Source organism: Teretinema zuelzerae, assembly GCF_021021555.1.
Taxonomy (GTDB): domain Bacteria; phylum Spirochaetota; class Spirochaetia; order Treponematales; family Treponemataceae; genus Teretinema; species Teretinema zuelzerae.
Genome location: NZ_JAINWA010000001.1, coordinates 1,308,069 through 1,322,858 on the forward strand (window position 1 = coordinate 1,308,069; position 14,790 = coordinate 1,322,858).

Annotated in this window: 9 protein-coding genes; 4 read left to right on the forward strand and 5 right to left on the reverse strand. The window is 56.0% G+C overall.

Annotated features, from left to right (window positions below):
• Positions 1–3: 3 nt before the first annotated feature.
• The 4 genes from K7J14_RS05885 to K7J14_RS05900 form a co-directional block, all read right to left on the reverse strand.
• Positions 4–1,542 (reverse strand): glycoside hydrolase family 30 protein, encoded by a 1,539-nt coding sequence (locus K7J14_RS05885; RefSeq protein WP_230754267.1) that lies wholly within the window; start codon positions 1,540–1,542, stop codon positions 4–6.
• Positions 1,543–2,160: 618 nt separating this feature from the next.
• A complete protein-coding gene (radA, locus tag K7J14_RS05890) occupies positions 2,161–3,555 on the reverse strand; it encodes a DNA repair protein RadA (RefSeq protein WP_230754269.1) in 1,395 nt (464 codons plus the stop codon).
• Between the two features lie 44 nt (positions 3,556–3,599).
• A complete protein-coding gene (locus tag K7J14_RS05895) occupies positions 3,600–4,757 on the reverse strand; it encodes a hypothetical protein (RefSeq protein WP_230754272.1) in 1,158 nt (385 codons plus the stop codon).
• Positions 4,757–6,574, reverse strand: a complete 1,818-nt coding sequence (locus K7J14_RS05900; protein ID WP_230754274.1) for a proline--tRNA ligase — start codon at positions 6,572–6,574, stop codon at positions 4,757–4,759. The genes K7J14_RS05895 and K7J14_RS05900 overlap by 1 nt, the downstream gene beginning before the upstream one ends.
• 161 nt (positions 6,575–6,735) lie before the next feature.
• Here K7J14_RS05900 and K7J14_RS05905 point away from each other — a divergent pair, with 161 nt between their 5' ends.
• Positions 6,736–8,421, forward strand: a complete 1,686-nt coding sequence (locus tag K7J14_RS05905) for a hypothetical protein (protein WP_230754276.1) — start codon at positions 6,736–6,738, stop codon at positions 8,419–8,421.
• A 22-nt stretch (positions 8,422–8,443) separates the two neighbouring features.
• Positions 8,444–9,817, forward strand: coding sequence for a hypothetical protein (locus tag K7J14_RS05910; RefSeq protein ID WP_230754278.1), 1,374 nt, complete (start codon positions 8,444–8,446; stop codon positions 9,815–9,817).
• Between the two features lie 99 nt (positions 9,818–9,916).
• Here K7J14_RS05910 and K7J14_RS05915 read toward each other — a convergent pair whose 3' ends face one another.
• Positions 9,917–11,053, reverse strand: a complete 1,137-nt coding sequence (locus K7J14_RS05915; protein ID WP_230754280.1) for a GGDEF domain-containing protein — start codon at positions 11,051–11,053, stop codon at positions 9,917–9,919.
• 129 nt (positions 11,054–11,182) lie between these two features.
• On the opposite strand from K7J14_RS05915, the gene K7J14_RS05920 reads away from it, so the two are divergent.
• On the forward strand, positions 11,183–12,460 hold the full coding sequence (locus K7J14_RS05920) for a hypothetical protein (RefSeq protein ID WP_230754282.1): 1,278 nt from the start codon (positions 11,183–11,185) through the stop codon (positions 12,458–12,460).
• 7 nt (positions 12,461–12,467) lie between these two features.
• Positions 12,468–14,777 carry an adenylate/guanylate cyclase domain-containing protein gene (locus K7J14_RS05925; protein WP_230754284.1) on the forward strand — a complete coding sequence of 770 codons (2,310 nt, stop codon included), beginning with the start codon at positions 12,468–12,470 and terminating at the stop codon, positions 14,775–14,777.
• Positions 14,778–14,790: the final 13 nt, after the last annotated feature.

Genomic DNA, 14,790 nt, shown 5'->3' on the forward strand with positions numbered 1-14,790 from the left:
GGACTATCGATCGAATACGACCGTGACGGCAGAATGAGACGGAATCGGAACGATCCACTGATCGGCTCCGATGCCCGCGCGGATAGACAAATCGGAAAAGTACGGATTCCAGAAAACAGCAGCGGAGGATCCGTCCGGATTGCGGAAGGCGACGCCGGGAAGGTCCGAGCCGTCGATCGTCATGCCGATCCGCCTGGAGCCCGGAGAAATAAATTTGGAAAAATGCGAAAGCACGTATAGCGAGGCACGTTCGGTTTGAGAAAGAGAGCCTTTGCCGGTCGCGGGATCGACGTCGATGCGGACCAATCCGTAATTCGCCGTGTTGGGAAACACGATAGGCCCGTTGTTTCCGTCCAGGGCGATATTCCAGAGAACCAGGGATCGCGCCTGGTTCTGCATGATCGATACGGCCATGGACATGCCTTCCCGGAAGTTTCCCGAAAACGTGCCCTTCCCTATCCATCTGCCGGACCCGCCTTCCGTAAACCAGACGTCCTTGGAAGGAAATTGTTCCTTGATGCGCGACATGATCCCCGGCTCGCCGGCGTAGTGGTGCCAGGCCGAACCCGCGAGCCACTTGGAGGCTTCAGGATCTGAGAGGACCGCTGCCGCCATCTCGGGATGGTCCCAGTTGTGGTCGTAGCAGAAAATCTTCGCATCGAGCCCTGCTTTCTCCAGAGTCGGGCCCAGATACCGGCCGACGAATACGGCTTCTTCCCGCGGCGACATCAGCATTCCCGCATAGAGGGGCGGAGCGTAATTCACCTCGTTCTGGCTCGTCACCGCGTAAACAGGAAGGCCTTCCGCCTCGTAGGCCCGAATGAACGCCGTGAAGTAGTCGGCGTACGCTTGATAGCAGTCTTCGCGAAGTCGTCCGCCGGAAGCGCCGAGCATCGTGCCGCCGGTTTTCATCCATGCAGGAGGACTCCAGGGAGACGCCATGATTTTCAGAGCAGGGTTGATTTCCTTCGCCTGTTTTAAAAGGGGAAGAATCCACACTCTGTCGCGGTCTATCGTAAAGCGTTCCAGAGCGAAATCTGTCTGGCCGGGAGGGATATCGTCGTATGAATAGGTTGAAAGCGCGAAATCGGGCGATCCCATCGGCTGCCGAAGAAAGGAAAGGCCGAGGCCCTCGACAGGATCAAAAAGACGCCTCATCAGCACGTCTCGTTCTTCCTGCGGCAAGGACGCAATGCACCAGGCCGACGATTCGGTCATCGAGGCGCCGAACCCGTCGATCGTTTGGAATTTCTCGCGGGGATTCAACGACGCGTTGACGGCGGGGAGCGAGCCGCTTTTTCGGAGAGATCCGTCGACTTTCTGCAACTTTCCTGTCGAACGGAGAAGGGACGATCCGTCTGCCGAGGTGACCCAGGCTTCGGCTGTTTTCATCTTTCCCCCGAACAAACCGGAACAGCCGGCGAGCACCATGCAACCGATGCAGCACATTGCCGCCCGGCGAACAGCGGCGTATCCGGCACCTCCGGGGATTCGGTCAGAGGACTCGTCTTTGCGATACGAAATAAATGTTTCCGCAAACATATCGGCAGTATACACCCGATGGAATGTTTCCGCAAACATTATTTTCTCAATTTCACCATTTTATGGAGCGCTCACGGTCACAGGCGAGCGCTCACGGTCACAGCCAGCGCACACGGTATCTGCCAGCACTCACAGTATCCGCCAGCACTCACAGTATCCGCCAGCCTTCACGGTCACAGGCGAGCGCACACGGTCACAGCAGCGCACACGGTCACAGCAGCGCACACGGTCACAGCAGCGCACACGGTCACAGCAGCGCACACGGTATCAGGCGAGCGCACACGGTATCAGCCAGCGCGTACACGGTCACAGCAGCGCTCACGGTCACAGGCCAGCGCTCACGGTCACAGGCCAGCGCTCACGGTATCCGCCGGCGCGCTCACGGTCTCAGGCCAGCGCTCACGGTCACAGCAGCGCTCACGGTCACAGGCCAGCGCACACGGTATCAGGCGAGCGCACACGGTCACAGGAGAGCGCACACGGTCACAGCCAGCGCGCACACGGTCACAGCCTGCGCTCACGGTCACAGCAGCGCACACGGTCACAGCCAGCGCACACGGTCACAGCCAGCGCACACGGTCACAGGCGAGCGCACACAGTGCCAGCCTGCCGACCCTCTTACTTCTTGAATATCGCCGAAAGGGCTTCCTTGATGGTGCGGACGGCGACAGAGCCGTCGATTTTTTCGGGGGCGAGAACGGTGGAGAAGCCGAGGCCGGTTGCGGCGCGGATGCGGGCTTTGAGCCTTCCGACGGGGCGGACTTCGCCCGCGAGGCTGAGTTCTCCGATGCTGGCGACGTTTTGCGGAGGGCTCATATCGGTGCGGGCAGAATAGAGGGCGAGCGCAAGGGCGAGATCGATGGCGCTCTCGGTAAGGCGGACGCCGCCGGCCACGTTGACGTAAATATCCTGGTCGGAGAATCGAAGCCCTACCCTCTTTTCCAGAACGGCCGCGATCCGGCTGACCCTCGCCGCGTCGATCCTGTCGGAATAGACGCGAGTCATCGAGCTTTTCGACGGAACGGTAAGCGCCTGAATTTCCACGAGAAAGGCCCGGCTCCCCTCGAAAACCGGCACGACTGCCACTCCCGGCGGAAGCTCCCCGGTTCTCCGCACGATGAACAGGCTCGAGGGATCTTCGACGGCGGCAAGGCCCTGCCCCGTCATCTGGAAAATTCCCAGCTCGTCCACCGAGCCGAACCGGTTTTTATGAGCGCGAAGGAATCGCACGTCCTCGTCGTTGCGTTCGAAGGAAATCACCGTATCGACCAGATGTTCCAGGGCCTTGGGACCGGCTATCGTGCCGTCCTTGGTAACGTGGGCGACCAGAAAGAGAACCGCGTCGCGCTCCTTGACCCAGCATACCAGCTCGTGCGCGCAGAGCTTCAGCTGATTGACGGTGCCGGGAATCGAACCCGCTTCCGGGGACCAGACGGTTTGTATGGAGTCGACGATGACGAAGACGGGAGAGACTTCTTCAAGAGCACGCGCGATGTCCTCGAGCCTTCCGGTGCACAAGATTTCGATGCGGTCCAAGGGAAGTCCAAGGCGGTCGGCTCTCGACCGAATTTGCCCGGCGGATTCTTCGCCGGAAACGTATAAAATACGTCCGGCAGTTTGGGCCGAAGCGGCGGCCTGCAACAGAAGGGTTGATTTTCCGATTCCCGGCTCTCCGCCGACGAGTATCGCGGAACGCTTCATGGCCCCGCCCCCAAGCACGCGGTCGAGCTCGCCGATGCCGGAGCACAATCTCGCTGTTTCCCGGGTTTCAACCGCTGAAAGGGGAATCGGCCGGGACATGAAAGAGGTCCCGGAAGTTCCTGCGCCCGCCGCGGATGAGCGCACGGCGCCGTTCATGATCGAACCGGGGCCGATCGACGCGTCCTGAAGAATCACCTCGACAAAGGTGTTCCATTCTCCGCAGTCGGGACAGCGCCCGAGCCAGCGCGGCTGTGAGTATCCGCAGGAAGAACATTGAAAAGATACGGTTCCGGTCTTTTTCTTTGCGCTCATATACGCATCATATCAAAAAAGAGGATTTCAGGCACAAATTCCGGTTAAAAAAGAGACTTGAAATACGCTTCGTTCGCGTTCCACACCGCTTTCGGGGCGGACAGACTCACGACCGTGCACTTTTTTCCGTCAGCGGACACGATGCATTCCTTGACATCCCTGTTGCGTGAGCCGGTTTCAAGATCGTCGACCTCATGCTCGATCCTGAAGCGCTTCGAGGAGCCGGATACGCGCATCGAGCCGGGGAGCACCCGCGTCGAGGCCCCGGACAGGCCGAAAAAGCGTACCAGGGACAGAGGAAGCTCGTCTGCGGGAAAACCCGCTTCGGCGATATCGAAGGTGTCGATCAGAAGGACGGCGGAGTTCCCCAGAAAAAAAGCGTTGTCCGCCATCATCGTCCAGTTCCCGTCCAGACGGAGAGTCACTCCGTCTACGGTGCGCGCTTCGGCGGCGGATTTTGCGATTTTCAGCAAGGACGAATCCGAAGCGGTCCGGTTTCCGGCATTCCGGGAGTTGCCGGATGCGTCGGAATCGCCTTCTGCCGGAACAAGGGAGAAAAACTCGGCGTCGCCGGCCTGTCCCAATCTGCCGGCCTTGTACAGTTCCAGCACTTTTCCGCCGTCTGCCGAATCGAGAGAGCGGAGATTGAAGAGGGGAATCTCGGGAGCGAAGATCAGGGAAACCGATCCGCCGAAGGACTCAAGCGATTTCGGGAACGACAGCGGAGGAGGGAGCAGGGAGCGGCCGGACGAGGACATCACGCGGACAGCGGGAGACGACGATAGATCGTTCCGCCAGCCGTACGCGTCGGGAAGGAGGGCCATCAGATAGTTGACCATCGGAACGTCCTGCCCGGTTATCTCCGAAATAATTTGCTGGCCGGTCAATACGAGGCGGCCGTCGGCTTCCTCGGTGCGGAACAGCACGGAAACGCGGGATTTAAGGGCGGGCGTATAGGTGAAAGCTCCCCAGGTCGAATCGTCGTAGCAGAGAAAACCGGTCCAGGTCGGATTTTTCCACGAGTAATCCCGGTACACGACGTACTCGCCTGAGCGGGGCTCGGGATACCGGGAAAACACGGCGGCGCTTTCGGCGGCGGACAGGGCCGCGTGAAGCGACAGAGACATCAGCGCTGCGGCGAAAAAGGCCGGACGGCGGAAGCGCGTTGTTAAAGACTGAGCGGGCCGTCCGCGGTTCTGCATCAATTTTCTCCCGACAGGGCTGAGAGTTCTTCGCGGACAGTCTTCGCGACTGAGGCGGCGGCTTCGGAGAGGGGCACAAGCACCGCGTCGCCGGCCTTGCGGAGCTTCACTTCCACGTTCGGAAGATTCTTGTCGCCCACCACGATGCGGACGGGAATGCCGATAAGATCCATATCCTTGAATTTAACGCCGGGCCGCTCGGCGCGGTCGTCGAGCAACACCTCTATTCCGGCCGCGGCGAGCTCCGAGTAGAGCTTGTCGGCCGCGTCCTTCATGGCGCCTTCGTATTTGATGGGCACGACGACCGCGTGGAAGGGAGCGACGGACATCGGCCACACGATGCCGTCTTCGTCGTTGTGTTCTTCGATGATCGAAGCGAGCGTGCGATCCACGCCGATTCCGTAGCAGCCCATCGTCGGCATCTGCTGTTTGCCGTTTTCATCGAGGTAGAACATTCCCATGCTCTTGGTGTATTTGTAGCCGAGCTTGAAAATATGGCCGAGCTCGTTGCCCTTTTTGCTGTAGTATTCGGCGCCGCAATTCGCGCAGCGGTCTCCCGCGACGACGGTGCGCACGTCCGCGGTCATCCAGGGGGAGAAATCGCGGCCGGGCTCGACGTGTTCGAAGTGCAAATCGGCCTTCAGGGCGCCGGTCACCGAGTCGTGCATCGCCATGACCGAGTCGTCAGCCAGGACGGGAGCGGAAGCGAAGCCCACGGGACCGGCAAAGCCGACCGGAGCGCCGGTAAGACGCTCTACGTCGGCGTCGCTCGCAAGCTCGACCTCGCTGGCCTTGAGGTTCGCCGCGAGCTTTACCTCGTTTACGTCGAGGTCGCCGCGGATGCACACCGCGAAAAACGCGACCGGATAATAGGCCGGCGAATTCTCGGGTTTCTTCCGTTCAAGCGACGCGCAGCCGGGAAGCCCGGCAAGATCGAGCTCTACGTTCACCGCCTTATAAATAAGGGTTTTAATGAAGGCGCGGGGGCTCGTATGGAGGAAGGCGCAGAGCTCGTCGATGGTTCTGACCTTCGGGGTTTCGATGGCGGCGTAGGGAGAATCGGTTTTCGCGGAGCCGGGTCCTTCGGTCGTCGGATCGGGAGCGCACGCGGCTTTTTCGTCGTTCGCGGCGTATCCGCACTTGGGGCAGAGAATCAGGTTGTTGTCGCCTACTTCGCTTTCCACCATGAACTCTTCGCTGCCCGTTCCGCCCATGGCGCCTGAATCAGCGCGCACCGGAATGACGGAAAGGCCGACCCGGCGGAAAATGCGGCGATACGCCTTGCCCATGTCCTGATAGGTATCGTCCAGACTCTTGTCGTCGGTATGGAAGGAGTACGCGTCCTTCATGGTGAACTCGCGGGCGCGCATGAGGCCGTAGCGCGGGCGGATTTCGTCGCGGTACTTGGTGTTGATCTGATACACGGAGAGAGGAAGCTGTTTATAGGAAGAAATCTCGCTCCTGAGCAGGGCGACGAAGGCTTCCTCGGCGGTGGGGCTGACTACCAGCTCCTGATCGACGCGGTTTTTGATTCTGAGCATGCCCGGGCCCATGGTTTCCCAGCGGCCGGATTCCCGCCAGATGTCTCCGGGAACCACGACTGAAGGCTTGAACTCGAGCGCGCCGACAGCGTTCATCTCGTCGCGGACGATGTTTTCCACCTTGCGGAAGCTTTTCAGCCCCAACGGGAGATAGGTAAACAGTCCGTTTGAAAGTTTGCGGATCATGCCGGCCCGCAAAAGCAGACGATGGCTGACGACAACGGCCTCCGCGGGTACTTCCCGCAGCGTAGGCATGAACAGACTGGACATTTTCATGTGGATTACCTCTCGAATATCGCCCATTTTACCGGGAACGGAGAGGTTTATCAAGGCAGAGGATGACTCCGGTTTTTTTAAAAAAAACTGTTTTTTAACATTGTAAACACTATACTCTTCGTACGAGTCTGACTCGAAACTATTATGCTAAGGAAGTTCTCATGACTAAAACACGCAGAGGAACAGCCCTCGCGGTAACGGCAGCGATTTTCACGGCTGTCGTTCCATTGGCGGCGCAGGAAGCATCGGATGGAAAATCCCTTACGAACACCGTAACGAACGGTCTCTTTTTCTCGGACAGGGACAATTACCTGAGCACGACGGGAATCTGGACGCTGAAGAATAACGTGATCTTCGGCCAGATCAAGGCGCCGGGAGAATCCGCCGCGTCGTTCGACGCGGGAACCGGACTTTTCCTCGGAGATTTCTGGCTGGGCCTGGCTCTTGCGCAAAAAGCAGACATCGATAAAAGCGAATCGACCGATATCGATCAAACCTACGACACAAGCGCGACCAACACGCTCCTGGCCGGAAAAACTACAACCGACACCTGGTACAATACGAACAGCCAGTACTACAAGTTCGCCGCTTTGTTCGGAAATAAAACCTGGGGCGTCAAGAACACCTTTATATTCAACCCGAACACGGTCGAAGACGACAGCAACGGCTTCACAACCGACGGATCAAGCGTGACAGAACTGCTCGGAACGGGAACAGCGCAGACGAGCTCCAGAGTCACTGAAAAATACGCGACAAACTACTCGTCATGGTCCGATTCGCTCGAGTTCGGAATGAACCTTCCAAAAAGAATCGCGGTCAAGGCATGGGCTAAAGTCGGTCATTCAGCCGGCGGAAGCTACGACAATCAAACAGTGGCATCCTACGAACAGGACAGCGCCTCCTCAGCCCCCTCCTGGGACGGCAAGGCGGGAATTCTGAGCGCAAGCAAGAATACGAACACCTACGGCGCTTCGTTTCTCTCTATCGAGCCCGGCGTTTTCGGATCGATCCTGATCGACCTCAACGACAAGGTCACGCTTAACCCGACTCTCGCCTACAACCTGAGCCTGCCTCTCTACTCCAACGACTATTTCGACGGAAACGGAAACCTCTCCACAGTCTCGGGAACCGCGAGCTCCTCAAAGACCGTAGCGTACGCGTACGAAGGAATCAATTCCGCGAACGGCTCGGACATCACCAGGACGACCACGACCAGCTCGAGTTCGATCTCGGAAATCTCTTCAATGACCCACACCGTCTCTCCCGCCGTCAAGATTTCAGCAAAGATCTCGGAACGGGTCGTATTCGCGGCAAGATACACTCCTACCGTCTCGATATCGAACCGCGAAACTGTCACAACCGCGGAAACCACAGCCAAGGTATCCTACAGGAACGGTACAGACAGCGGTTCCTACGATGAAACGACAACGATTACCAATCCGGTCGAGACGGTCGCAAGAGACAGCATGTCGTTTAAGAATACCATCGATTTCGGCAGCCAGATTCATATCATTCCGCAAAAGCTCCGCCTCAACCTCGGCGGTCGGATGATCAATACGGTCGGCACCTGGACGACTCTGAAAACCACCAAAAAAGGACTCTCCGTTACTACTACAAAAGGAGAATTCCTCGACGGAGACGCCAGAACGCCAGAAACGACGGTAAACAGCGTATCGATCGACAATCAGGGACAGGAATGGACGAGCAACGGCGGATTCTCGGCTGTTTACACGACCGGTTTGACCTGGTTCGTAGACGAGATGGTCGATCTGGATCTGTCGCTCACGAACGGAGCCGACATCTGGACCCCGAGCAATTGGACCCTGCAGCTCAACATCCGCTACTAAGCGGATACATTAAGGAGATAGTATGACGACTAATACACTGATAAAAATCGCCGGAGCAGCCCTGCTCGGCGCCGCGCTCACCGGATGCGCGCCTGAAGCCTTTACGCCGGATGTCACCAGCGACACCTCGGTACGCGCGAATTATTCAGCTGCCGTATCGATACAAACGAATATTACCGCACCCTGGAGCGGCCTGGTTAAACAGGAAGCCGCGACCCTCGAATATCAGAGAATCACGCTGACCGTCACGGACGGAGTCGATGACGACAGCTACATCGACATCAACGTAGACGGCAGCATTACCGGCTTCGCGATCTATCCCCTGGGCGACGCTGTCGACGCCGACGCCCTCTTCGTCAGAGGAACAGCGATCTCCTATCAGGCAAGAAGGATCAGCGAGAACGGAGTCGAAATTCTTATGCCGTTTACGGATGCGTCCATCGCAAGCGACTACCTGGAAGTCGAAATAAACCCGGCGACGGCAACGTTCAACGGCGGCACTGCCCGGCTCGACACGGACGGAGACAGGGTAAGCGGAGAAGCGGAAGAGGATCTCTACATAGATTTAGTGGATGTGAGTTCGGGAGGCACTACCGAAACCACAATTCCCGCGCTGTCTAGAGGCAACTTCAGGGCTCCCTGCACCGCGTATACGCTTGGTTGGTCCGCTAATTTTAGCTCTTTTGAAAATACGACTGGAACAAACGCAGTACGCGTTACCTTTACATCGTCCGGTCCGCTGACATCTCTCAATGAAGCAAGCCTTCAGTCGGGAATCCAGATCGAGAAGCTGAACACCGCGACCGGCGCATGGGCAACCGTTGCTCCGGGTTATGACTACAATGAGACATCCGGAGTCCTCTCGGCGGACTTCATCACCGCAGCGGGAGAAGTCTACCGGTACAGGCAAAATCCCTACAACTACGCCGAATCCGTCGCCGTGAACGGTTACATCCACAGAGCGAGCTACGACCAGACAAACGGGTTCACCGATACATCGTGGACGTACCGGGCGATATCCTCTGCGGACAAAACATTTGAAACCGTTGACGATGCGACCCTCGGAGGAGTGAAAGGCTCGTGGTTCCTCGATGTGGAAACCTCTGCCGAAAACATTTCCGCCGCGACCCTGACCGTATCCGCCGTGCGAGTATTCAACATCAACGCCGACGGAATACCTTCAGAGGTTGAAGGATTCACTCTTTCAAAAACTTCCCCTTCAACCTATCGAATCAACCTGCCCGCAAGATTCACTCCGTTCGTAAACGGAAAATGCAAAATCATGACGGCGCCTTCGGTTATCGATACCGACGATCCCGACGTAACAACCGACGACGACTCCTTCACGGGACCGACTTTCAACGGCTGGTCCGTATCGGGTCTATTAACTTACTGATTGCCTTAGTATGACTGAATAAAGGCCGCCCCCTGCGTAATAACAGCAGGGGACGGCCTTTTTATTATCAGCGGTTTTTGAGCGCTATATCTTATAACTTTATATCGATGAAACGCATTGATTCCGCCCGGCGAGCTTCGCGCAATAGAGGAAGCTGTCGACCCGCTTGACGAGAGACTCGATCGAATCGCCCCGCTGAACCTCGGCGACCCCGAAGCTCGAGGTTATCGAAGCGGGAATTTCGGGAAACGGATGAGATGCGATCGCCATGCGCATGCGCTCCGCGACCAGAAGAGCCTGGGCAATGGAGGTCTGGGGCAGGACTACGAGAAATTCCTCTCCGCCGTACCGGGCCTGCAGATCCGTATCCCGGGAATGAAGGAGCATAAGAGCGGCAATATCCTTTAAAACGGCGTCGCCCGCCGGGTGGCCGTATTTGTCGTTCACATCCTTAAAATGATCGATATCCGCCATGATTACGGAAAACGGCTGGCCGGACCGGTGATATCCGGCTAACTGTTGAAGAAGAAACTCTTCGAGATACCTGCGGTTATACAGGTTTGTCAACGGATCCCGGAACGAATCTTCCTGAAGCTTATGGTTCGTCACCTCCAGCTTTCTAGTGACATCGAACAGGTGTGCATGCATGCGTTCCTGCGTTCTGGAAATTACGATGGCGAAGGCGAGAACTGCAAAAAGACTGAGAAGATGAATAATATCCTGGCTGCCGTTGACGAGCGAAAAAATCGCAATATCTGATATAAAACCGGCAACGCAGAGAACGACAATCCTGAAAAAGCTCGTACGATAAAAAAAGGCCAGACTGAGAAAGAAAATAGCGACCGCAGTGGTGTCGTCGTCGGGATATGAATCCAGTACAGAAAGCGTGACGAAGGAAAGCATCAGGAACAGAATATACAAGAAGATTAAAACATCGGCGGCCTTAAACGCCTTTAAACGCTTAAAAAGCCGTAATAACACCAAGAAAACAAGGGAAAAAGAGGCGATACAGGAGAAAATAAATAAAGCGCGCAATTCATACAGGGTGCTTGAGGGGTTCTGCACAGCGAAAAAATAGTATGCGGAAAAAAGACTGCACAAGGGAATAGCTAATAAAGGCACATACGAGAACCTGATGCGGTTCTCGACGCGCCGTCCCTGAAGGAAGTGTTCAAGACTTTCCGTTTCGAAAGCGCCGTCGATCGATTGGAAAAGCGAATTATCTCTCTTCTGCATACAGCCAGTATACGTGCATCAATCGGCGGCGCGCAAGTTTTGTAAAAAAGAAGCAAGAAACCAACCCATTTCATTGACGGGTTTGAAGGACGGCATGCTTTACGCTACACTCTCTACAAGAGGTTCAGCATGCAAAGAAAAAGTAAAGTTCATATCATTTTCATTGGTCTTCCGTTACTGGTTGCAGCGCTTTCATCCTGTACTACCGTCAGAACCAACGCCTTCCTGATAAAAGATTTATCGCCGGAGGAAAAAGCGGCCCTGCTCTTCGATAAAACCGTTGAAGAATATGCGGAGCAGATTCAGAAAAAACAGGATTATGCAAAAATAAAACCGGTGAGAACGGCATTCACAGACGTTCTCGCGTTGAACCCTACCTTTGTCGAAGCGGATAAATATATTGCGGAATTGGATCACTTGAAAGAAACCAAAATCAAGGAATACAAGGCGGTGATCGCGAAACTCGATCCATTGGAGAAAAAATCCGACTCGCAGACCTATGAATACCTGCTCGCGATCCAGCGGTTAAAGACGATCGAGCCCGGGGACAAGGATGCCTCTCGGCTGATGAAGGACACAGCCGAGATGAGAGATGCGGATATCGCGCTCAGAATCGAACGCCTCGGCGATTTGCACGCATCCATCATGGAAGAAAAGAATCAGCAGGTTCTCCTGAAGAATTTGCGCACCGCGAAAGCCTCAATCGCGCAGATCGAAACGCTTAAACCGGGAGTCAGGGAAGTACGGGTAATAGAAGACGACCTCGATATGAAAATGAACGACTTCGTCGCCCAGGATATCGCCATTGCCGAGACTAAACTCGCCGCGAAACGCTATTCAGAGGCCGAAACAGCCATCCTGCAGGCGGAAAAAAGCTTGAAATCGTTCACCAACGAGCCGAGCGCGAGAGTCGCGGATCTGAAGTACGCGATTTATTACAACTGGGCGGTTCAGTATTACGAAACCAAAAAATGGCAGTCGGCGGGACAGAGAACGAATCAGGCCATAGCAATCAGAAAGACGAGCGAGGCTGTTTCGCTTAAAAACAAGATCAACAAAGCCGCGGCGCAGCGGGATTACGACGCTGAAATAGGCGACATTCTGGCCTCGATCGATTCGATGCTCAAACAGGATGATCCGGCCGGAGCGGCGACCGCGATCCAGGCGAATTTGCCCCGAATGCAGCGCCAATCCAGCAAGAATTCGCTGAATGACAAACTGGCGGAGGCGCAGAATCTGGCCGCGAAAATCTATAAAGAGGGCGTAGACCTCTATACAGACGAAGACTATGCGGGATCCATCAGAAAATTCCAGATTGTCGTCGCGTTCAGCAAGGATTACGAACAGGCTCAATCCTATCTGAGCAAGGCGCAGGCAAAGACCAAAGCCCTTTCGGGCGCTCAGTGAGGATATGATGAAAACATTCAATAAGCCGCCTCTTCATCTCGCGTTGGACGCGGCATCCGTATTTCTGGCGGGATTTTGGCTTATCTCTCCATGGTCGACTTTCAGCCCCCAGCTTATACAGCCGGTGCTGATGCCGCTGTCGTTTCTGGGAAGCGGCGCCCCTGCGCTCTCTCGCGCCCCGCTGTTCGCGATTTGGCTGATTGCGCTGTGGATGCTTTTTTTGCTCGCAGCCGCGGCCATACCCCAGAAGCTTCGAGCCTTCGGCGATACGACAGGACTTCCTCAGCACATCATGCGGATTCTGGCTACCGCGATCATAGCATGGGCTTCGATACTCCCGATTCTCGTCCAGGCAGATACTCCAGCCTGGTTTTCAGGCGTTTCGGCTTTCAGATGGACGGGTCCCGTGCTCGCCGCGGCGGCTCACATCGCGTCGACAGCCTATTTTCTTTCATATATAAACTGGCAGAATCCCGTCTACCGCGAATATCGGGAATTCAGGAAGCAGCAGAAAGCTCAGGAAGCAGGCAGAAAGTCGAAGGAGCTGAGCGTGCGGACGAGAGCGGCCGTTCCCGCTCAGGACGAAGCAGCCGAAGCCGCCGGAAAAAAATCCGCCGTAGAAATATTCTTCCGGATCAGAAGCAAACTCTTCCTGGCCTTCATCGGCATCTTTTCGCTGATACTCGTCAGCCTTACCACCCTCTTGCTGGGGAACTACAAGGAAACCATCCTCGACGCGGTAGGCGACACCGCGCGAAGCTTCGCCGAACAGGCGGCTTCTTCCTACCGGATAAACCTGGGAGACGAAATAGCGCTTCACGAGTTCATCAACCGGCAGAACGACCTCAACAAAAAAGCCGAATTTAAATTCCACGATTTAACCCTGTATACAAACTTAAAGCAGGAAATCTACCTGGACGACATTCCCGCCGAATTCCCGGAATACCGCGCCGAATACGGAACCCTTGTTCCCGGCGAACGGTTTCCCGAAACCGCCGCGCTTTCCGGTTCGGAGGCGAAAAGAATCGCCTCGGACAGGGCGCAAGGCAGGAAGGTTTCGGCCTACTTCGATCCGGTCGAAGCAAGGCATGTGTTCGAAACGCCGATCATTAAAATCGATACGGTGCGCAAGGGAGACGAAAAAATCAGAAGAGAGCGCTTTCTGGGAGCAGCCCGAATCAGCTTCGACGACGCGGTCATCATGCGGCCGTATTTCAAGACGCGCATCTCGGTCGTCGCCTCCACCGCGTTCTTCCTGTATCTCGCCATCATACTCACCTATGTAGTCGGAAACTACATCGTCAATCCGCTGCTCTTCCTGCGCATGAACGTACGGAAAATTTCGGAAGTTCTCACCGACATGATCCGGGGAGAGACGCGAGTTTCAGCCAACGCCATCGTGTATCGGGACTGCGTTACGAGCCGTGACGAAATCAAATCCCTCTCCACCGAGATCAACGATATGGTTACGGTGATCCGCGGGATCGTGCCGTATATTTCGGCTTCCACTCTCAAACACGCTGAAAGCGGGTCTACGGTCAGCACCGAAAAGGATCTGGCCTTCCTGTTCACGGACATACGCGGATTCACCACCCTCTGCGAAGGCATGAAGCCGGAACAGGTTGTGGACGTTCTTAACCGCTACCTGGATCTTGAAACGGAGATAATCCTCAACAATCAGGGCGATGTGGACAAATTCGTCGGGGACGAAATGATGGCCTTTTTCGACGGACCGAACAAGGATTTGAACGCGTGCCGGGCAGCAATGCAGATCCGTCATGCGATGATGGAAGAAAAGGAAAAGCGGGAGAAGGAAGGACTGCCGGTAGTAGCGATCGGCATCGGCATCAATTCCGGCCCCGTTGTTTTCGGTTCCGTCGGCGCGCGGGAGAGAATGGACTTCACCTCGATCGGCGACACGGTGAACCTCGCCGCGCGGCTCGAAGGCGCGAACAAGGCATACGGATCGAAGACGCTGATAACCGAAACGGTGTGGAAACAGGTCCGCGAAGATTTTCTGTGCCGCGAAATGGACGTAATCGCCGTAAAAGGAAAGAACGAACCGGTACGGATCTACGAGATTCTGCAGGAATCCGCAAAGGCTCCCGAGAAGCTGAAGAACATCTGCGCGCAGTTCGAGGAAGGAATCGAAGCCTATCGCAAGCGTTCCTGGAAGAAGGCAGAGAAAATATTCGGCAAGCTCGCCAAGGAATACGGCGACGAGCCGTCGAAGGTCTATCTCGACCGGATCGCTCACTTCCAGATCCAGCCGCCCGCGGACGACTGGGACGGCGTGTTCAGGATGACGGTGAAATAATACAGCGGAAGAG